General features: G+C 31.3%; 22 protein-coding genes and 5 pseudogenes. 13 read left to right on the forward strand and 14 right to left on the reverse strand.

Going from position 1 to position 20,682, the window contains the following annotated elements; genetic code table 11:
• Nucleotides 1-280 precede the first annotated feature (280 nt).
• Nucleotides 281-1,675, forward strand: a complete 1,395-nt coding sequence (locus ACZ76X_RS18015) for an S-layer homology domain-containing protein (protein ID WP_479851251.1) — start codon at nt 281-283, stop codon at nt 1,673-1,675.
• A 605-nt stretch (nt 1,676-2,280) separates the two neighbouring features.
• Here ACZ76X_RS18015 and ACZ76X_RS18020 read toward each other — a convergent pair.
• A complete protein-coding gene (locus ACZ76X_RS18020) occupies nt 2,281-2,493 on the reverse strand; it encodes a hypothetical protein (RefSeq protein WP_048530014.1) in 213 nt (70 codons plus the stop codon).
• 153 nt (nt 2,494-2,646) lie between these two features.
• Here ACZ76X_RS18020 and ACZ76X_RS18025 point away from each other — a divergent pair, with 153 nt between their 5' ends.
• On the forward strand, nt 2,647-2,802 hold the full coding sequence (locus ACZ76X_RS18025; protein ID WP_479851252.1) for a hypothetical protein: 156 nt from the start codon (nt 2,647-2,649) through the stop codon (nt 2,800-2,802).
• Nucleotides 2,803-3,210: 408 nt separating this feature from the next.
• On the opposite strand, the gene ACZ76X_RS18030 is transcribed toward ACZ76X_RS18025, so the two are convergent.
• The 3 genes and pseudogenes from ACZ76X_RS18030 to ACZ76X_RS18040 form a co-directional block, all read right to left on the reverse strand.
• A complete protein-coding gene (locus ACZ76X_RS18030) occupies nt 3,211-3,771 on the reverse strand; it encodes a sunset domain-containing protein (protein ID WP_479851253.1) in 561 nt (186 codons plus the stop codon).
• 223 nt (nt 3,772-3,994) lie between these two features.
• A pseudogene (locus tag ACZ76X_RS18035) lies at nt 3,995-4,733 on the reverse strand (sulfotransferase family 2 domain-containing protein).
• Between the two features lie 1,263 nt (nt 4,734-5,996).
• Nucleotides 5,997-6,296, reverse strand: a complete 300-nt coding sequence (locus tag ACZ76X_RS18040; RefSeq protein WP_479851254.1) for a hypothetical protein — start codon at nt 6,294-6,296, stop codon at nt 5,997-5,999.
• A 567-nt stretch (nt 6,297-6,863) separates the two neighbouring features.
• Between ACZ76X_RS18040 and ACZ76X_RS18045 the strand changes: the two genes are divergently transcribed.
• On the forward strand, nt 6,864-7,121 hold the full coding sequence (locus ACZ76X_RS18045) for a hypothetical protein (protein WP_479851363.1): 258 nt from the start codon (nt 6,864-6,866) through the stop codon (nt 7,119-7,121).
• A 78-nt stretch (nt 7,122-7,199) separates the two neighbouring features.
• Here ACZ76X_RS18045 and ACZ76X_RS18050 read toward each other — a convergent pair whose 3' ends face one another.
• Together ACZ76X_RS18050 and ACZ76X_RS18055 are read right to left on the reverse strand one after the other, a co-directional pair.
• Nucleotides 7,200-7,412 (reverse strand): hypothetical protein, encoded by a 213-nt coding sequence (locus ACZ76X_RS18050; RefSeq protein ID WP_479851255.1) that lies wholly within the window; start codon nt 7,410-7,412, stop codon nt 7,200-7,202.
• Nucleotides 7,413-7,430: 18 nt separating this feature from the next.
• The gene (locus ACZ76X_RS18055) at nt 7,431-7,628 is read right to left on the reverse strand and encodes a hypothetical protein (protein WP_088047510.1); all 198 of its coding nucleotides are present in this window, start codon (nt 7,626-7,628) and stop codon (nt 7,431-7,433) included.
• A gap of 435 nt (nt 7,629-8,063) precedes the next feature.
• Here ACZ76X_RS18055 and ACZ76X_RS18060 point away from each other — a divergent pair, with 435 nt between their 5' ends.
• From ACZ76X_RS18060 to ACZ76X_RS18080, 5 genes and pseudogenes are all read left to right on the forward strand, one after another.
• On the forward strand, nt 8,064-8,507 hold the full coding sequence (locus ACZ76X_RS18060) for a hypothetical protein (RefSeq protein WP_479851256.1): 444 nt from the start codon (nt 8,064-8,066) through the stop codon (nt 8,505-8,507).
• Nucleotides 8,508-8,653: 146 nt separating this feature from the next.
• A pseudogene (locus tag ACZ76X_RS18065) lies at nt 8,654-8,791 on the forward strand (hypothetical protein); the annotation flags it as partial.
• A gap of 76 nt (nt 8,792-8,867) precedes the next feature.
• On the forward strand, nt 8,868-9,110 hold the full coding sequence (locus tag ACZ76X_RS18070) for a rod shape-determining protein MreC (RefSeq protein WP_479851364.1): 243 nt from the start codon (nt 8,868-8,870) through the stop codon (nt 9,108-9,110).
• Nucleotides 9,111-9,287: 177 nt separating this feature from the next.
• Entirely contained in the window at nt 9,288-10,409 is a 1,122-nt protein-coding gene (tnpB, locus tag ACZ76X_RS18075) for an IS200/IS605 family element RNA-guided endonuclease TnpB (RefSeq protein ID WP_479851257.1), read from the forward strand.
• A 397-nt stretch (nt 10,410-10,806) separates the two neighbouring features.
• The gene (locus ACZ76X_RS18080; RefSeq protein ID WP_195757125.1) at nt 10,807-11,031 is read left to right on the forward strand and encodes a hypothetical protein; all 225 of its coding nucleotides are present in this window, start codon (nt 10,807-10,809) and stop codon (nt 11,029-11,031) included.
• A gap of 399 nt (nt 11,032-11,430) precedes the next feature.
• On the opposite strand, the pseudogene ACZ76X_RS18085 reads toward ACZ76X_RS18080, so the two are convergent.
• From ACZ76X_RS18085 to ACZ76X_RS18100, 4 genes and pseudogenes are all read right to left on the reverse strand, one after another.
• Nucleotides 11,431-11,617 (reverse strand): annotated as a pseudogene (locus ACZ76X_RS18085) (hypothetical protein).
• Nucleotides 11,618-12,392: 775 nt separating this feature from the next.
• Nucleotides 12,393-12,849 (reverse strand): annotated as a pseudogene (locus ACZ76X_RS18090) (exosporium protein D).
• A 542-nt stretch (nt 12,850-13,391) separates the two neighbouring features.
• Nucleotides 13,392-13,880, reverse strand: coding sequence for a hypothetical protein (locus ACZ76X_RS18095; RefSeq protein WP_479851258.1), 489 nt, complete (start codon nt 13,878-13,880; stop codon nt 13,392-13,394).
• A 418-nt stretch (nt 13,881-14,298) separates the two neighbouring features.
• Entirely contained in the window at nt 14,299-14,745 is a 447-nt protein-coding gene (locus ACZ76X_RS18100; protein WP_098346466.1) for a hypothetical protein, read from the reverse strand.
• A 367-nt stretch (nt 14,746-15,112) separates the two neighbouring features.
• Here ACZ76X_RS18100 and ACZ76X_RS18105 point away from each other — a divergent pair.
• The 3 genes and pseudogenes from ACZ76X_RS18105 to ACZ76X_RS18115 all read left to right on the forward strand — a co-directional run bounded on the left by ACZ76X_RS18105 (nt 15,113) and on the right by ACZ76X_RS18115 (nt 16,809).
• Nucleotides 15,113-15,309, forward strand: a pseudogene (locus tag ACZ76X_RS18105) (helix-turn-helix transcriptional regulator).
• 1 nt (nt 15,310) lies between these two features.
• Entirely contained in the window at nt 15,311-15,781 is a 471-nt protein-coding gene (locus ACZ76X_RS18110) for a DUF6773 family protein (protein WP_479851259.1), read from the forward strand.
• A 293-nt stretch (nt 15,782-16,074) separates the two neighbouring features.
• On the forward strand, nt 16,075-16,809 hold the full coding sequence (locus tag ACZ76X_RS18115) for a DUF874 domain-containing protein (RefSeq protein ID WP_479851260.1): 735 nt from the start codon (nt 16,075-16,077) through the stop codon (nt 16,807-16,809).
• Between the two features lie 80 nt (nt 16,810-16,889).
• Here ACZ76X_RS18115 and ACZ76X_RS18120 read toward each other — a convergent pair whose 3' ends face one another.
• Complete coding sequence (locus tag ACZ76X_RS18120) at nt 16,890-16,982, reverse strand: YjcZ family sporulation protein (protein ID WP_479851261.1); 93 nt, start codon at nt 16,980-16,982, stop codon at nt 16,890-16,892.
• A gap of 747 nt (nt 16,983-17,729) precedes the next feature.
• Here ACZ76X_RS18120 and ACZ76X_RS18125 point away from each other — a divergent pair.
• On the forward strand, nt 17,730-18,245 hold the full coding sequence (locus tag ACZ76X_RS18125) for a hypothetical protein (RefSeq protein ID WP_000914523.1): 516 nt from the start codon (nt 17,730-17,732) through the stop codon (nt 18,243-18,245).
• Between the two features lie 489 nt (nt 18,246-18,734).
• On the opposite strand, the gene ACZ76X_RS18130 is transcribed toward ACZ76X_RS18125, so the two are convergent.
• From ACZ76X_RS18130 to ACZ76X_RS18140, 3 genes are all read right to left on the reverse strand, one after another.
• Complete coding sequence (locus tag ACZ76X_RS18130) at nt 18,735-19,007, reverse strand: HU family DNA-binding protein (RefSeq protein WP_064475131.1); 273 nt, start codon at nt 19,005-19,007, stop codon at nt 18,735-18,737.
• A gap of 138 nt (nt 19,008-19,145) precedes the next feature.
• Entirely contained in the window at nt 19,146-19,511 is a 366-nt protein-coding gene (locus ACZ76X_RS18135) for a hypothetical protein (RefSeq protein ID WP_479851262.1), read from the reverse strand.
• Between the two features lie 283 nt (nt 19,512-19,794).
• Entirely contained in the window at nt 19,795-19,995 is a 201-nt protein-coding gene (locus ACZ76X_RS18140) for a hypothetical protein (RefSeq protein ID WP_479851263.1), read from the reverse strand.
• 148 nt (nt 19,996-20,143) lie between these two features.
• Between ACZ76X_RS18140 and ACZ76X_RS18145 the strand changes: the two genes are divergently transcribed.
• Nucleotides 20,144-20,569: a GTP pyrophosphokinase gene (locus ACZ76X_RS18145; RefSeq protein ID WP_479851264.1), complete on the forward strand. Its 426-nt coding sequence runs from the start codon at nt 20,144-20,146 to the stop codon at nt 20,567-20,569.
• The last annotated feature ends 113 nt before the right edge of the window (nt 20,570-20,682 follow it).

Genomic DNA, 20,682 nt, shown 5'->3' on the forward strand with positions numbered 1-20,682 from the left:
GACTCCATTTTGATTAATCTTTTTTCAAAATGGAGTCTTCTTATTTTTCATATAATATTGATAATACTCTTGATATATGAGCCACATTTTAGTAAAAAATCTTCTATAGGCAAGAAGTTTTTTTAGTGAATCTATAGCATTCTGGGGGAATTAATTTTTTTATCATAAATAACTTTAAATGATTATATATAAATATAATGTATTTGTGTTATTATATTTATGTTGGAAAATAAAGTATATTTTATTTGCAAGAATAATTAAGAGAAGAAGGGGAAATAGCATGAAAATGAAAAAAATAATTTTAACAGGTGCAGTACTTGCAGCAACAACTTTAACATCTTTAACAAATGTACAGGCAGATACAACATTTAAAGATGTTCCTACTGATCATTGGTCATATAAAGCAATTATGGATCTAAAAGAGAAAAATATCGTAGCTGGTTATGGAAATGGCATTTTTGGTTTTGGTGATAATATTACACGTGGTCAAGTTGCTAGATTGCTTTATGTATACTTGAAACCAGTAGATGTAGATGCTAAATTTCAAAATCCATATACGGATATAAAAGGTTCTATGTTTGAAAAAGAAATCTTAGCAATCACAAAAGCAGGGATTATGAGTGGATATGGTGATGGAAAGTTCGGACCAAATGAGGTCTTAAATCGTGAACAATTAGCAGCTGTTTTAACACGAGCATTTGATTTAAAAGCAACAACTGTCACTACTTTTAAAGATGTTGACAAGAATTATTGGGCTACGAAGGCAATTAGTGCAGTGCAGGAAAGTAAAATTGCTGCTGGTACAGGAAGTAACTTATTCGAGCCAAAAAGAGTTGTAACACGTGAGCAATATGCACAGTTTTTATACAATGGAATTAATAGTGTGAACAAACCAGAAACAAAACCAGAGACAAAACCAGAAACAAAACCAGAAACAAAACCAGAAACAAAACCAGAGACAAAACCAGAGACAAAGCCAGAGACAAAGCCAGAAACAAAGCCAGAAACAAAGCCAGAAACGAAACCAGAGACAAAGCCAGAAACGAAACCAGAGACAAAGCCAGAGACAAAACCAGAGACAAAACCAGAGACAAAGCCAGAGACAAAACCAGGAGTAACGCCAATAGGTATTCCCAATGCGTTAGTGACAGATGATTTTTTCTTTGATAGATATTCAATTGAAATTTCACCTGTAAGAGAGCAATCTATTTCTAAGCAAGGCCAAAATCTTGTTACTGAAGTAAATAAGAAATATAATGCGAATTTAAGATATAGATACGTTGCATCAGAAATTGATCTATATACTCCTAATTTGCCAAGAATGATTGATTCTCATGGTTCATTTTCGTTTGTTGGGAAGGATAAAGATAATTTCTATTTCGTGTTTGTCGTTGACAAATCAACTGTTGAGCTAGCGGAAAATTGGATGCATATGATAAATCCGAATTTCAACCTTGATAAAGAGATTGATAGACTAGTAAATCCAAGTCCAGAATTAAAAAAAGAAATTGATAGTTTTGTAAAAAATAATAAGGATTATATCAATCGTTTTGAAAAAGATAATCATAGCGTAGAAATAGGTATAAGTCCTCTACATTCAATAAGCCCTGGAGAGTCTGTAGTTACTCTAAATCCAAATTACTCTATATTACATGTTTCTGTAAAAGCAAAATAATATTTAAGTAATGTATCGATTTTCGTACAGGGAAGTATAGACAATATTAGAGGTTAAAGATCTTTTGAAAAAGACCGCCGTTATGTGCGGTCTTTTTTATATTTGCTTTAACTGTATAGATTTTTTTAACAATAGATACTATTTCATTTCTTCTGCTTTAATGATGAAGCACTCTCTTTTTCTCGTCAGCGTTTGAACCAACAATTAAAATGTCTTAATTGCTTTAGCAAGGCTTGTAAAATTCCAACAGTTCAATTTAAGTATATGGAAATTGAAAATAAGGCGTGAATTAAATTTTAATAAAATCGTTATTTGGTTAAAGCGTATATAAACAAGGAAGAGCCTGATATGGCTTTCAGGCTCTTCCCTCAATAGCAAAGAGTAAGTCTTTTAATTACTCTTTGTTCATATAGTAAAAGATTATTAAATAAAATCAAATAATCTTTATGTTGAGAAATAAAGAATAATTACTATAAAGAAACTCATCTTTTTTCGTAAATAAAAGAGCAGCAAGCAAAAGCTAACTGCTCAATACAAAGAGGTACAAAGTAAACTACTTCAAATGAGTTAAGACATACAGCCTATATACAGTATTGACGGGAAATTTATTTTAAATCCAATTTACTTAAAGTAAATATCCCTACAGATATAATGGCTGCGCCTACTGCAGAACCTATCCAGTCTCTCAAGCTTAATGTATTTAAAGGTGTATCTGTTAGATCCATAATTAAAAAGATAGCAAAAATTAATATACCGAATGCTAAGCCTCCCCAAAATGTTTGTAACGATTTAATAATCTTTTGTCGGAATTTGTTCATATAAATCATCCTTACTAATACTTTTAATTTTTATAAATAAATTATTGCATGTATGAAAATTGAAAGTACGAAATATGCACTATTGCATACTAAAACTCAAAAAAATAATCCATTCAAAAGTAAATAGATTGAATGGAGGGGGAACCGTATCTTATGAATCAAAAGGAAATTAGTATTATGTATAATCGTAGCTTTACTTATGTTGGAAAGCTTAAAAAGAAGTGGGAAAGTGAGGAGAAATGGAAAAGACAGACTGATATGAGAGAAATAAAAAATATTAGGATTTTTCCTAGCATTCAATGTAATTAGTGTTTACTATGATTTGAATATGAAGAGAATGAGTATAAAAAAGATATGTATTTAATAGAAAAACAGCAGAATAGCATCCCTTTTAATTAAATGGGGGTGTGGAAAATTATAAAATATGTTAACAAAATAAAAGTTAGGGCAATTTTGAACCTATCCTTTTTTAAGTCAAAAGTTTAGAATTGTTGATTTATATGAAAGTTTTTCATTAATTCTACAAAGAAAAAACATAGAAATAACGATTTGTCCCAATATTAAGATGGGAGACATAGTTGATAGTATGGAGGATAGATCATTAAGTGGTGGGTAGTTTACACAATTGCTATGGGGTTTATTAATAAGGATTATTGAAATTATTAGAGGTAATGATGGGAAGATAAAAACCGACTCATAAGGAGCCGGTTTTTTAATTTATTTTTTTGATGCTCTATAACCAGCAGATTTTGCGTCGGCTTCTGAACAAAACATTTCCTCAGCCTTCGTTTTATCATAGAACTGTTGACCAGGCATATGATAAATTTTCTCGCCCCTGCTATTTTTATTACCTTTGATAGTACAAGTGCCATTTTGTTCTGTTACTTGATTTGTTTTGGGCTCAGTAACAGCTTCTTGTTTCTTTTGTTGCTCTTGTTGTTTCTTCAATTCTTGTTGTTTTTGCTGCTCTTCACGTTGTTTCTGAAGTTCCTGTTGTCTTTTTTGTTCAACTTCTTGTTTTTTGAGCTCTTCTTGTTTCTTTTGTTCCTCTTGTTGCTTTTGAAGATCTTGTTGTTTTTTCTCGTCTTCCTTGACTTCCTCTGATTTCTTTGTTTCTTCTTGCTTAATAGTAGTAGCGGCTTTGTCGGATTTTTCGTTATCCGAGTCTTTAGCGCAAGAACCAATTAAAAGAATTAATAAAATGATAATACCTAGACACCCAAAACATCCGCATCCTCTGCGCTTTGTTTCTTCTTTTTCATTTATTGCTTTTGCCATCTTTATCCCCCCTTAATTATTTTAAATTTCAATATACAGTATAACAGATGTTGTAGCGATATTTTCTAAAAATAAATGATATTCGATTGGTCGTAATTAAAGGGCTAATCCTTGTATAGAATTAGCTCTTTCATTAACTGCATAATAAGCGCATTGAAGGGGACTTGGATTTCGTATTGTCTTCTGTACGTTTAATATCCTATATGAAACTGTAAGTAGAACATCACTTATTTTTTAAAGGAGTTAATGGGTAGTTGTACGCGCTGAAATCTTTATTAAAAATATCTTGTACTAATTGGATAGCTTCATGATCATAAAAACTATCGTATGTTGGGAGGAGGGGGAATAAAGGGTCAGTAATATCAGCATCTGCAAAATTCCCTCTAAAAATCGCTCTGTCTTTTTGATGATGCCATGATTTGGTTAGTATGTGTAAAGGAGAAATTTTCAAGGTATATATACTTTGTAACAAACTCCTCCTCACCGGGTTCATATTGCTGCATTAAATGTGGATTTACTTGTTCTAAATCTATCATTTGCTCTTTTAAGTAGTAGAGAAAGATTTTGAATGAAATAGGTTTATTACAAAATTCATTACCATAATAAAAATTCCGAATAGGATTCCATGCAGGGTTTTCTATGTAAGGGGGAGCAATGAGTGAAAAGAATGAACTTACAGCTCTTGTATAGGGGTTTCTCACTAATTTATAGGTATCTTTTCTGTTTGTATATAAAGCCGCAGCTAATTTAATAAAATAGTCCGAGGAGTTTTTGTATATTTTATTTTCAAAATTATGGATGAAAGAATTGTATTTTATGGCTTGTTTAAATAAGTTTATTTGATAAAAAAACTAATGTGAAAGAGAAGTACAGCCACTTTTCTGACTCCAAAATAAAATCAAAGGGAAGTTAGAATTAAAGTGGGGAACGCGCCCGTATTTAAAAATATTTGCAAAAGACATAGTTAGCCCCCCATTCAGTTATGCCAATTATCTTTAGTTTATCAATAAAGAGCTTGGCATATGAACAAGAGAAGAGAAATTGGATAGATAGTTTAAAATAATATAATTTTGAAATAAAAGCGTTATTTGAATAAAAAACGGCAGCCTAAAATTCAAGGATGAATCAGCTGCCAATAGAGTAGTTATTAAATTTTATAATTAAGCTTTTAATTTAGGTTTTTTCTCTTGTTTCGAGAAGAAATTACACCGAAAATTGCACCAGACATTGCACCGGTTAAAGTTGGTAAGAGTATACTCCATGCGGCAAAAGACATAATTATCCCTCCTTATAATAAGATGTTGTAACTATATATTTTATTATATATAAATTTTAGGATTAGATGTAAGGAAATCTTGGAAAATCAAAAAAATAGTTATTTTTAGAAGATGGAAAATTAAAGTGTTTTATAAATTTTAGACTTATGTATAGAAAGAGTAATCATAAAAAGAATATTGCATACAAAAATGTTGCGTATATAATCCAGCCGAATAAAAGTGCGGTATATTTTAAGGTTTTCATGATTACTCCTTTTTGGTTATAGAGTGCTCTATCCAGGAGAAATTTATTAATGCTTAAACAAAATTCTTATTTGAATAAAAGAAACCCCGCTTGTCAACGAGGTTCCTAAGGGTATTTGTCAAGTAATGACGTACTCGACTAAATAACCATATCATGAATATTTTGGTAAAAATACTGGTAAATGTGTCCAAATAAATAAGGGCATCATTTTGAACAAAAACGCTATTATATATCAAAACTTCTGGAAATCCGGGAGTTACGGTATAACAGCTCAATATTTTTTTGAGTGCAATATAATAATACATGGTTTTTTAGAACGGGAATGATGAGAAATTTCCTATTAAGGTGAAATTATTGACTGGATTTAAAGAGATTATAATAAAAATTTCATTTTGTCATAAATAAAAAGGCGGTTGTTTCCGCAACCACCTTTTTATAAAACAGAGCAACTTTTTCAGAAATAAAATATGAATATTTCTTGAAAAGGTTATAGAATATAAGCTCATTTTTATAACGAAAGTGACGAGCTCATGTTATAAGAAAGGACTGACTATAGTATATGAAAGCCTACTTATAAAGGTCACAAATAAAAGAGCAGCTAGTAAAAGCTAACTGCTCATATGAGGAAATCGAAGAAAGATAACCATGTGTCTATAATATTGACGGAACTTTGAGTTTTATTCAGGGGCACCTAGTTTTTTTTTTTAACTTAATCCATATCCCACAAACAAAATAATGGCTAAAAAGACAGATAATGAAAATGTCAGAAAGACTGTTATTATGCTCCTGAGCATCGCTTTCCAGTTGTTTATTTTAGAGAATCCTATCATACCAACAAAAAAAGTTACTAGTGTTAAAACTAGTAAAACGAATAAAGGATGAAAATATATTGTATTCATAATAGTTTCATTCATTTTAGATGACCATACTTCAAGATATAAAAAGAATAAAGCAACACAAATAAATGAAAAAATAAAAGACCAGAAGTTTATAGTATGTTTCATGATTGCCCCATTATTAATATGATGTTTTTACCAAATTTTAGCAAAATCTAAATAAAATTAAAACAAAATAATCCATTAATGAGTAAGTAGGTCGAACGGAGGGGAACCGTATCGTATGAATTACTCTTCTAAAAATATAAATGAAAAGGAAATACGTCCTTTCGTGATAGAGGTATTACATGATTACCGAGTGTTAAAAGTGAAATTTTAAAACATAAAGGAGCGGACGGAATTTGGTACGGGGTTACTATTTCCGGAACTTAGGAAAAGTACAGATGATGAAATTAGATATAGACAATTAAAACATGCATTTGAAGAAGCTGTGGATGAGGAAGAGCAACGAACTTTACAAGCGAAATGCATGAGAAGACGTTATTAAAAAGAACATAGTAAAGTAAATACCCTGATTTTAAAGGTTGGAACAAATAAAAGTAGCGAATCAGCTGCTTTTTTATTTTATAAAAAATTAACTTTAAACATTTCTTCTAGAATCGAATACTTATGTAAATATGGGGAAACAGATTTGATTTTTGGAATGAGGGTATCGATGTGGATATAACACATATTATGGCGAGAATAGTGGTGAATGGGAAAGATCTTCCGTTTACTTCAGTTAGAACCTCTGCGTGGATTAATGGACCTGCGAACGATTTAATTGTTACGACTAGGCAAAGAGTGAATGAACTTTATCGGTTTATGTGGTCACGTGTGCCAGTTATGCTAACAATGTATTTCCTTCAGGGTGCTGACGTGGTGAGATTTGCTAGGATTGCTGGAGTTGATGAAAGTGTAACGGGAGAATATATATATCATTTTATTTGGTGATAAGACAAACTTTAAGTAGCCTAACAGCTGCTTTTTTATTTTGAATAGAAAAAAGGAACCTGTAATGGCTCCTTTTCATCATGCTATCTTGTACTTATTAATTTTTCGCTTAACATCCATAAAAGCTAGTAGTGCTGCAATAGCGCAAACACCTTTAAACCAAAAAAATTCAGAAGAAAATAGTCCGCCAAAGAAAGCAACCGAGTGTACAAAACAAGTAATACCAAATAACCAAAGCATGAATTGTAATTCCTTTGAGGAATACTTATAGTTTTTAAATCTTTCCCACATATGTATCAACTCCTATTGTTATGAAGTTCTGTAGTTTTTCTTTTTAAAATCGCGCATGTTGAGGATAAAGAATAAAAGGAAGATAAAAGCTGCGATACCATTAATCCAGTAGTATGTGCCCCCTGTTGTGAAGCCGTTATAGAAGGAATAGACATTCCAAATTATAAGAAGTATTGAACAAACAGTAGAGATCATTAATGAGCTAAAACTTCTCATGATTTTCACCTCGATTCAAAATATTAGAACTTATTTATAATTATAAATTTAGATAAATAGATTTTCAAGAAGAATGAAAAAGAACCCGATGAAGTTCGGGTCCTTTCGTAAGTGATGATGTATTCTCGGCTTGGGAACTGAGAAAATACAAAAATATAATACATTGAGATTTAGAGAATTTCAATACTAAATTAGGGATTACCGCAAGGGGTGAATATGGTTAGGCAACAAAGCCTAAATTGTAAAGAGAATAATTTGTTACTATATTTAAATTTTTACAAAAAATAACCATTTTCTTCAGATTTTAAGAAGGTTTTACAAAAAAATACATAGAAGTATAATATATGATAATGAAATGAGTCGAATTTTCATCATGACTGATATCCATAATATGTTCATTTCAATTACATGAAATACATAAAGAGGAGAGCGATTATGAAAATGAAAATTAGTACGGCAGTCGTAGGTTTATCTGTTTTAGGATTTGGAATTTTTGGTTTTACTCATGGAAATGGTGGAGGGGTTGTTCAAGCAGCTTCATTAGGAGATGGTGGAGGAGCACCTGCATATGCACATGGAAATCATGGGGGAGCACCGTCCTATACTCATGGGCATACGGGAGCACCAGTTTATGGATATGGAGACTATCCAGCACCTTCTTTTAATGTAGGAGACACTCCGGCGCCTAAGTTAGAAGCTGATGGAGATCATGGAGGAGCACCAACTTATACTCATGGGCATTTCCCTGCACCGAAGTTAGAATCGGAAGGGCATACAGGAGGGGCGCCTTCTTATAATAAGGGAGATACATGGTCTCCGAGTTACGCACATGGAAATACAGGAGCACCAGCTAATACAGAGCCTGGTGGGGGGATTTAACTAATACTAAAATGAAAGTTGTAAATTTATATATAAGAAAAAAGGCTTTGTAATTTACAAGGTCTTTTTTCTTTGTAAAAAAGTTATTCGAAGGGAGAAATGAGCGAGTTTCTTTCTATTATGTAGAAGGGGGTGGGTGATATGAAGTGAAACAAAAACACGAGTTAGCTCAAGAAGATTACATGCACGGTATGAAGTATAAGGGACTGGCTGAGAAATATGAAGTCAGTATTAATATAATTAAGTCCTGGAGAAAAAGGCATGGTTGGAATCGAAAAGGGATGCCCCCAGATGTCTAAAGATGAAAGAACGAATCGTTGAGAAGTAACATTGCAAACTGATTAATCTATTGTAGGGTTTATTACAGGGGACGATGGGAAGAAGAAAGTTCTTAAAATTGAAAAAAAACCAAAAGATAAGGCTGAAAAAATTAAAAAAGGTGATAAATTTGTTACATCTAGTCTAAGTGCAAAGGTAATATCTGGTCTTGAAGTAGCAGAAGTGGTGAAACAAGAGTCAGATGAATATGGTTTTACTCAAATCATTTATGCTAAACCAAAAGCAAATTTGTATGATTTGGAACATGTTATTTTATCATTTTAGCCAAGAAGACTCCTTCCTCAAGGAACGCGAAGTGAGTAGGTGGGAGATGAATTGGCTTCGAACAAGGGATGGCAGGAAGCCATCCTAATTGTTCGACATACATAAAGTGTTACTTCACTATATATCGAATGTATGTTTGGTGTATAATGGTTATATACCGAAATGGAGGTGAATCAAATGATAATTAATAAATCCTTTAAGTTTCGTATCTATCCAAATCAAGCACAAACAATTCTAATTAATAAAACAATAGGTTGTTCTCGCTTTGTATTCAATCATTTCCTATCCCTATGGGATCACGCATATAAAGAAACTGGAAAAGGTTTAACATATGGTACATGCTCTGCCAAACTTCCTGCCATGAAGAAAGAGTTTGTTTGGCTCAAAGAAGTGGATAGTATTGCGATTCAGTCGTCTGTTCGCAACCTTGCGGATGCGTATACACGATTTTTCAAAAAACAAAATAGTGCCCCCCGTTTCAAATCCAAGAAAAATAACGTACAATCTTATACCACAAAACAAACAAATGAAAACATTGCCATTGTAGGAAACAAAATAAAATTGCCAAAACTAGGTCTTGTTCGATTTGCCAAAAGTCGTGAAATAACGGGACGTATTGTAAATGCGACTGTTAGACGGAACCCTTCTGGCAGATATTTTGTGTCACTATTAGTTGAAACAGAAGTACAAGAACTTCCGAAAACCCATTCTTACATTGGGATAGATGTAGGACTCAAAGATTTCGCTATTTTGTCAGATGGAAAACCCTATGAAAATCCGAAGTTTTTCCGATCATTAGAAGATAAGTTGGCGAAAGCACAGCGTGTCCTTTCTAGAAGAATAAAAGGATCATCTCGTTGGAATAAACAACGAGTAAAAGTAGCTAGAATTCATGAATACATATCAAATGCTAGAAAAGATTACTTAGACAAAATCTCAACTGAAATCATCAAAAACCACGATGTTATCGGTATAGAGGATTTGCAAGTATCGAATATGTTAAAAAATCGTAAGTTAGCAAAAGCAATTAGTGAAGTATCTTGGTCACAGTTTCGAACCATGTTGGAATATAAAGCAAAATGGTATGGCAAACAAGTCATTGTCGTATCGAAAACATTTGCTTCCAGCCAATTATGTTCTTGTTGTGGACATCAAAATAAAGACGTTAAAAATCTAAACCTACGTAAATGGGACTGTCCTTCTTGTCGTACACACCATGATAGGGATATTAACGCAAGTATCAATATAAAGAATGAAGCAATAAGACTTCTAACCGCAGGGACTGCGGGGTTAGCCTAATCAATTAGAGTTCGATAGAACTCTTTACTTAGGAATCCCTCACTTCTAAACGAAGTGAAAGTGGGGGTAGTTCAAATCAAGGTTTAAGAAGGTATTTCTTAATCTAACTTACAAAAAAGGATAAACAAATAAAATGTTATTTCTTTAACTGCAATTTGAAAATTTAAGGTGTTAGAGGTAATGAAGGAAAAATAAAAAACGAATCATAAGGAACTAATTTTTTAATTATATCTTTTTAACGCTTTATAGTCTGCAGCTTTTGTATCCCTCAATTAATTCAAGTTTTTTCAAAATACGAATTTTGTATGGAATTTCCTGCAATGAATTCACCATTAATAAGGTTGTCTCATATCATGTAAAGATTGCTTTATTACGATTATAAAAGGGTGTGAACGTATTGGAAGATGTTTATATAAAAATTGACAGTTTAAAAGCAGAACAAAAAGAAATTATGAGAGATATTCGTAATCTAGAAACTCGCACAACAATTAATGAGAAAGACATAGCTACAATTAATAAGCAATTAGAAAAGATTAGCTTGAATACAACTTGGATTCTACGAATTATTATTAGCGCAATCACTATGTCGGTTTTGGGTTTAATATTAAAAGGCATGATTTAAAATTTAAAAATAAAAGTACTTATGAAGAGGGGGACAAGAGTCTCTCTTTATTTTTATCGTTTTAGCCAAATAGAACATGGCATGGGTGATTAGTACGATTGAATAGGAGACATTAGTCATTGCTTATCGATGTTAAAGTAGACGTATATAATTTAAAATGCTCCAAAATGAAAAATACGCTATTCTTTTTGGAGAATCATAGGAATGGTTGGCGTATTTTTCATTTTGTTTTGCTAACTTGATGTTGATGTGATGTAACCTTAAGTGTTTAAAAATTTAAAAGGTCCCTCAATAATATTAAAGGGACCTTGCTCACGCAAATGATCTGTAAATCAACTTATCTTTGATATACAGATCATTTGTATGATAATATTTATAAAGAATTGCTAAATCATGAAATTACATAAATGCTTTTAGAAGTTCTTGAATTAATGGTATTGCTCCACCTATAAATTTTAAAACTGCCATTGCGATTTCCATATTATTCTCTCCTCTGTTTTTGTATTAAGATGTGTTGAATCTTTATAACCTTATTATAGTAAGCGCTTACATTTATAACAATACATTTTTGTATGCAATATTGCATATTTATACGTTTAGACAAAATTTATATCTCTACTAGTCATTCTTTAATGGTACCATACGGAGGTGAGAGTCTTTAAGGGTTCGCTATAATAGGAGGAAATATGGAAAGAGTACAAGTGATTTACAGTAATCGGAAAATTAAAAGTTGGGCTAAACAGGTATTAGCTGTAGGAGGAGTATTAGGGTTCTGCTACTTGGTGCTATATGTTTTTAGTTTCTTAGTTGTTATGTAAATATTATATAACTAAACTAGTAGAGTCTTGCCTAGATAGGTAAGGCTCTTTTGTTATCTATCTGTAATGAGCAAACTACATACAAAACCTCTCAAGTTTGTCAGGTACCATATATGGTGCCTTATTTCTCTATATTTTAGAACACTAACTCCTAACATTGAAAGTAAATAAACTTCTATTTAAAAGTACTCATTTATATTAAAAACACAATTTTATTAATAAAAAATGCGTTTTTATTAGATACATCTTATAAAGACAAGTATAAATTATATTACGTTTTGGTGAAATTTTTTTATCTTTGAAAAGGAATTAAATCTTACAAATAGATTTAATTCCTTTCTGTATACCATAATTCTTATATTATCATATGAATATAATATACTTAAAATGATTTAAAAGCAAGAATATTATTAGGGGTCCGCCACATGTCCATCAACTTAAGATTTTAATGTATGTGAAGTCTTTATTTCATAACAAGAGAAGAAGAGCACTTTGTGTAAGTGCCCTTTAGAAAATGTCATAAGATAAATACTATATACTTAATTAACTGTAGTATTTATCGTAAGAGTTGCTTTCACCATTACAACAAATACAGAATGTTTTTTCAACGAATATACTAACACCACCATTTTCGTTAGTTGCGTTTGTGAAAATAAGATTTTTTAAATCTTCTACTTGAAATATTCTAGTATCAAGGGCCTCCAAGGGAACAGTAATTGGTCTAGAAGAATTACTTGTCACAATGGTTACTGTAACAGGAGGGAGACCGCTAATAACGAAAAAATGGAAGTAATGCTTTATTATGGTTGTTAGTGAAATCTTCAAATGCAGTGATTGTAGAGTTAGGGGGAACAAAAATATCCAGTAGTATATTTCCATTTAAATTAATCCCAGTACCAGATATCGTATGTGTTGCAATGGAGCAAGAAGCCTTTTGCTGTTCAGAATCCGACCGTTTTTTATAACATGTTCTACTATCATTGTAAAAGTAATCCGCCATCTTTATCTTACTCTTCTTTTTTGAAGTATCAATATATTCTATTTACCAAAAAGGAAAAGTACTTGTACAAAAATATGAAATCCACTCATAAAGTTGAATGAAAACACTATTTTAATGGGTAAGAAAATTGATGCCAATTTCCCTTTTAAAATACATCTTAAGATGTATTTTGTTGTATGTTGGAGAGTATAGGAATATTAAATAATTGTCCTGCTTTTGAGATACCTTGAGGGGATTTTTCTCGTAATGTGGAAGAAAAACAGTTTTGGGAGGTGCTGAATTATATACTATATTCATTGGCAAGGAAGAAAAAAGAAGTAAAAAATCATGAATGAAAAGGAGGGGGATATATTATGTTACGACAAATGGCCCTTTTGTATATGTGAAGTAGAAAAAGTAAAAAATCACCTAATTCTTCATATTGTATGTATTTATCTTTCATGTAAATTCACCTCTATCTTTCTGGATATCCTGTACTCAAAAAACTACCATTTTATGAGTATCTATTTTTAAATGATTTATTACCATCAATTTAATATTTTTCAAGTTTCCCAAAAACTAAAGTATTTACTAAAGTCTTTATAAGGAGATAAAAAGCTTTTTAATTCTTGACTAATATCTTCTAGATTCCCATATATATTATCTGCGGCTAAATTAATTTTCTCATTAAAATTATATAGCTGTTCATCTATATAACTAATTCCCTCACAGCAATTATTATGTATCAAATTAAATATAAATGGTTTTATTTTCAATACATTTTCTTCATTTAGAATAAATTTATCCCATAACAGTCCCAGTATTATTTTTACGGGTAATTTTTTATCATACGTTCCTTTTACATTTTTTAATTTAGGTACGATGTCAACCAACTTATCATTACTAGATAGAGAAACTTCTATAATTTCGATAGAAGGGCTATCTAATGCTTCAATTGTCTGATCAGCCCAATCAATTATTTCAGTTTTTGAAAATAAACCAATTTGTAACCCAATACTCAGAACCTCAGCTATTATTTTTATATTACCCATATATATATATAACTCCTTAGATTTCTTTGGTAATTATACATCGCAGTAACCTAAAATTCAAAAGGTTGTTGCTAGTATGTAGTAACTACAGGGGTTTATAAACTTAGGCTCCCTTCACATTGTTACCAAGCCATAAGATAAAAGCCCTCCTAAAACGAAAAAAGATGAACAAAATAATAAAAAAGATTCATTTCTATTTCTTTTTTAGTTTCTATTCTTTAGTAAAAGAACTTAGTAGATGAAAAGGGTAGATTGTACAATTAATTGGGGGATAAGTATAAGTAACTTTGAACAATATTAAGTTCACCATTTTTATGATGTCGCTTTTTCTATAACGGTAAGTTCAAATTATGTTTCTATTAAATAAAAAATACATCCTTATAGGGATGTATTTTTTATTTAATGATAATGTTATAAATTATTCTACATGAACCGATATGCTTTTAGATAATACTTGCATTGAGAAAGGAACTCTAGCTTCAAAAGCTATAGTGTTTGTTGAATTTGGTGTATTTGAGAAGATGTACGAATCTTTGATACGTAATCTAAATGTTTTTTCAGATCCGAATGGACCAGTATAAGAACTAACTTCGTCTAAAGAACTTCCTGCATATCTAATACCATTAATAGTTAAAGCTTCTGAATATGAATCTGGTGTACCTACTTCACTAACTTTAACATAAAGGTAATCGCCCTTAAGAACAGGAATAGATAAGTAAGAACTTGCACTATACATTTTGTTATTATCGCCTACAGCACTAATGCTAACACTTCGTAGTGGAGAAGAATCCGCCTTTGAAATAGTTGGTAAAAATGCTAGTGTAAGTGCAAAACACATAGCTAACATGCCCATAAATTTTTTCATATTAACAACCCCTTAGGTATTTATTTAACATCCTGTATTTTACAGGTTAAAAATGTAAATTTCAATATTGTTATATAAAGAATAATTATGTAATTATGCATATTTAATATAAAGTACACCAAAACTCAGATACATAAATCCCTTGCTGTTACATTGGGGATACGAAAATAACTACAAGAAAAAGGCGTCTACAGAAAAAATTTCTATTCTTATATTTGTAGGATAGTTTTAGATAAATAACAAAGAATTTAGTAATATATATGTGTCTTAATGTAAAATATATATTGCATTTATTTTGTTGATAATTTAATATATAGAATATAAGATGTTGTGGTATGAAGTTAACTTTACAAATGAGGTTTATTTAATGTTTGTAAGTAATGAGAAAATGGGAAGAGTTAAAAAAGTCTAACTCAACAGGAGTTGGCCGATGTTGTAAACGTTACGCGACGAACCAGTAGCCTTATTGAAAGCAATAAGTGTAACCCTTCTTTAAAGCTTTGTATGCATATAGCTAAAACAATAGATAAAAATTTAGATAAATTATTTTGGGAGGAACTCTAAAATGGAAAAACTAAAAAAATGGTTTTCACTCAGTACACACTCAGATGAAAGAATTCAACAAATCGAAATGAAAATTTGGGCGCAATCTGGAATTATTGTCCTACTTTTAGCTTTTATAGATGTTGTAATAAGGGGAGCATATTTACACCGCCCATTCCTAGAATGGATTGCTTCATTAGCCATTATAATTTGTTATATGATTTTCTTCTTTATTAAATCTATTCTAACTGGAGTTTATGAAACAGATATTAATAATAAAGAGCAATTAAAAGAAAAATTAAAAGAAAAAATGAGTAATACCTTTATTTTTTGTTTTGTCGCAATAGGTGCTACTACATACAAATATTACTTCCCTGAAGATTTCAGTGGATGGTTAGAAGCAATAGCAAAATTCATTATACTGTTCGTTTTCCTATTTGGTATTCAATATCTTATTACAGTCATAGCGTGGAAGAGATCCAATAAAATTTAATAAATATAGATAAAAAAGCTTATCCTTTAGCACTTAATGATAAGCTTTTTTATCTATATTTTGTTTTTGTAATAGTTCCTTCTTTTAAATTGATAGCGATGTGGTGGTACTCCATCACTATCAATTTAAAAGAAGGATTCCACGTTTTAAGAAGAAATTAATTTGTTTTGATTGAAAATAGATTATAAAGTTAATATTTAAATATAAAGAATTTGAATATTAATATGTTATCATTTGAATGATTCAGATATGAGATACAAAGTTAATATTTGTATCTGAGGTCGTTTATACATATGAAAGAATTAAATTATGAAAAGGCGGTATTGATTATGAGAGCAATTAAATTAGCAGGCTTAACAATTGCAGCAAGTTTATTATTGTCAGCGTGTGGTACTGAAGAAGCGAAAATAGAGCAAGATGCGAAGAAAGAGGAACAAAAAGAAAAAGTTAAAGCATTTCAGGTAGAAAAGCAGCAAGAACATAGGGAAGTACCTGTGCAACAATCGACGGATAAATCAAAACAGCATGAAAATGTAGTTAAGGAAACAGTTAAAGAAGAACCAAAAGCAGAGTCAACGCCAGTTGAACAACCGAAAGCTAGTGGGTTAAATGAAGCACAAGCACAAGAAAAAATGGAACAATCAAAGACAGCACAAGGCCAGGGAGCACGTAATAAGGATGTGAAGTTAAGTCAATTAGGAATCCAAACAGCAAAGGATGGAATAAAGGTGGCTGCACAGGCACAAGACGTCCATATTGAAGCAAAAGACAGTCTAACTCGAATTGTTGTTATTGTTCCAGCTGGAACATCGAAAGAACGAGCGCAACAAGTAGGCGACATAGCAGCGCGCCAGGTAGCAGGTTTCGGGACAATGGGATTATATGTAGATTTGAAAACACCATCAAAAGATTATTTAGGGGAATATTGGGAAAATTTCTCTGGTGATATCGGTATCTATGACAGCAACGAAAAACAATTAGTACGTGGATATATTTCCAAGTTAAATCCAACAAAAATTAAATGGTAAGAAAAACAAGGTCCCTACACAATGTGTGGGGATTTTTCCATAAAGAAAAGACACCCAAATGTGCCTTTTCCAATAGTTTTTTAGCAGAAACAACTGCATCTGATAATGATTAATAGTATAAAGAGTACAACGAGTAAAGCAAAGCAGCCGCCCCAACTACCACCATATCCCATAATAATGTTTTGAGGGCTGAAATCTGTCCAAATCCAGGTTTACCTCACTGTCGCTTGCCAAAATATGAAAAAATAGCCCTCCATCTAATCAAAAAAGGGTTAGTGGAGGACTATTTTTTAATTCTATTATTTACTGTTGTTTTCTTTCATTAAAATCAAAAAAGATTTCAGAGTGTCTTTCAGATATTCGCCTTGCAGGAGCAGCAGTTCTAACTACAATTAATAGTAAGAGGGTATAGATATATCCTCTTACTATTGATTAAAGGCATGAAACATAAGAAAAGACACTATATAGTGTTTTTTCTTGTTGATATAGCTCTAAAGAAAATGTATTGATTAATCAAAGATTGTTGAATGCTTCTTGTTTAATCTTAGCATAACATAAATATGAGGTTTCATTAATAAAATTTTATATATTAATATTATGTAACTGAGTTTATCTCAAATACTATAGGAAAATTATATTTTTCTATATTTAGAACTAAGTTAATAGGATTGGTAAACCAAAAGACTATTATGTTATACATAATAGTCTTTTTTATAGTTATATATTGAAATTCTAATAATTGTAATAGGTAAATTGATTGTAAAATATATACATTTATAGTTGGTTGTATTAACATTATTATAAATATTGGAAATTGAGGGTGATAAATGTAAATAACTTAGATGAAATTTGAAACTTTCTATAGTAAGTTTATAGTTTTGGGAGAAGAAGAAAAACTAAATTTTGGAGGTTAATTCACTATGTTAAAGAAAATGATGTTTATGTTAATGGCTCTTACTCTAGTTTTTGTCCCAACTCTCGCTTCAGCTGCAACTATAGAGGATGGGAAAAAATACAACGCAACACACGAGGAATTAGAAGCTCAAGTTAAAGAATTAGAATATATATTTTCGGTATTAATGGTAAAAGATGAAGAAACAGGTAAGTATGTTCTTAATAAAGAAGAGTTAGCGAAATCTTCATATAACAATGAAGAAAAAGCAGCTATTATAGCTGGTGTTTATGTAATGAATGATGAAGAAATTCCATCTAATATGTACTCTAGTAACGTTTGGGAAAGATGTTGGCAGGATGCATTAGGTATTAGTAAATCATATTTTAATCAAATAAAATCGTATCTTAAGAAAGAGGATTACTGGGGAGCATTGGGAATGCTTTCGTTGCTTGGGCTACCATATAAGCCTGCGTTGTTATTTGCTTTTGCAGTAACTTGCGGGCCAGCTCCAGCTTATATTGCACCTAACCCTCATGAATGATAAGCCTGATATCTTGTAGGTAAATGAACTAAAATTAGAATCTCTTTTGTGAATCTATTAATGCAAAAGAGATTCTTTTATCTTTTTAAACAATTATTTCTGTTAAATATGAAAATATTAAGTATATTCTGTTGAAAAAAAGTAGATTTGAAGTAAGTTAAACTTTCATATGATATGCTTATTCTATACTAACTAATTTTCAGGTGAGGAGTTGATCGGTTATTACTAGTATAGAGAATATATATAATGTTTCTGTATTCTTAATGCTTTTATCTACTTTTTGTTTTTATCTGTACTTACGAAAAATAAAAAGAGAAAGAAAGCTCACTGGTTTCGAATTTACAATGTATATCATAACACAAGTTAGTTACATTCTTTGGGGAATCTATATTATTTATATAAACTTTGGATGATATTTTTTGTTTTATGAAAAAAAGGCTATTAAAAAAGGGTTTGAGATAAATATCAAACCCTTTTGACTATATATAATTATTTCACTGCCTCTTTTAATTCTTTTCCAGCTTTAAAAGCAGGTGCCTTTGAAGCGGCGATTTGCATTTCTTCACCTGTTTGTGGGTTACGTCCTGTACGTGCAGATCTTTCACGTACTTCAAATGTACCAAAACCAAGAATCTGTACTTTCTCCTCATTTGCTAACGCATTTGTTATTGTATCTAATAACGCTTGTGTTGCTGCTGCAGCATCTTTTTGTGTAAGTTCAGCTTTTTCTGCTACTATTTTTGTTAATTCTGTTTTATTCATTTTCTGCACCTCTTGATATGTAATTAGGTGACTATTATAACGTGTGTGTATTCATAACGCAATTATACTGTACATAGGAAAAGCCATAGCAAGAGCAAGAGGACAATGTCTGTGTAAAAGGCATAAGAAGGATATGAATTATCGCTTTAAACTCTGTTCATATTTCTTTACATCTTCCATGGTTTTAAATATTAACACATCAAAAACTCCTTTTTCATTCCCACATACGATAACAAAACCATCTATTGCTTCTAGAACTCTACCGACGCCACCATCTGTAAGCGGAATACTGGTGAGATGTTTTACGTTCAGTTTTTCTTCTTTTTGAATGTAAGTAGTTATGGGTGTTCCTACAGGAAATGCGTCTGTGATTTCTTTTGTTGTATATGTCCCATCATCAATTGACTGAGTTTTAGCTGTAATAGAATCAGTTTGAGTGGCACATCCTGTTGAACATATTAAAAGAATCCCAGTAATCATACTTACACATGCTGTTTTTACCATACACAAAATCCTCCTATAACTGTTCGTATTGTCAACCCATTTAGGGTAACAAATTATATATACGAAGTTTGTTGGATTATATGAGTCGTAATTCAACAAAGATACAGGTATTTTGGCAGAATGTGTTTCAAACAAAAGAAAAGACACCCTAAGGTGCCTTCCTGCGACTTGAACCATCGTGATATGGTATTGGATGCCAATCCAATTATTATTTTACCACGTTAATTAATTTTGGTTGTTGAGAAATATAATTCAAATATATATGTTGTTTACCTTTGCCTCATTAGCTTTTTTGTTGTGGATTCTTCAATCTGTTCAGATTTATTTTTACTATCATTGGTAATTGCTGTCTTGATACTTCCTTAGGCCTTTTTATTTCTTCATACATTTTTTTATATTCTTTTGGGTGTTCTTTAGAAGCCTCTGAAAAACGTTTTATTTGTTGTTTCATTTCTGTATGGAGTAATTCAGCATGCTTAATCATGGAATCAGATTCTATTTTTTGTAGATTCATAGGAGGAGGGAATGGAAAGCATTTTTTACACTTGCTTATTGTGTTTCATTGTGTGAAAATAACCGAAGAAATTATTGAATACAGTACTGATAAATGATAATAGAAAGTGAGCTTAGTGATGATACCTTATTATATAGAGATAGCTTATGAGATAGCTAAAAATGCCCATGCTGGACAAATAGATAAAGCGGGTGTGGACTATATCAAACACCCTGAGGCAGTTGCTAGCTTTGTAAATACGGCCGAAGAGAAAGCTACTGCTTATTTGCATGATGTTCTAGAAGATACTGAGATAACTGCTAATGATCTGTTAAGTGCTGGTATACCTCATAATATAGTTGAGGCAGTGCAGGTACTGACAAAGGAGAAATACAAGCCTTATTTTGAGTATCTGAGCAAAGTGAAGGAAAATTCTCTTGCCCGTACTGTCAAACTTGCAGACTTAAAACATAATTCTGACCGCTCACGACTTGCTAGGATAACAGATAAAGACTTAAAACGGTTGGAGAAGTACCGTAAAGCGATTCAGTTTTTAGAGGAATAAAAGAAACAGCAACTTCTTTAGTAGCAATTCTCTAGAATACTAGTTGTTTGAAGAGACTACTTCGTACAAAAGTTTTAAGTTATATAAGGACAATTATCTGGTTGCTGTAAAAT

It is taken from the genome of Bacillus sp. BC05(2025), assembly GCF_056725905.1.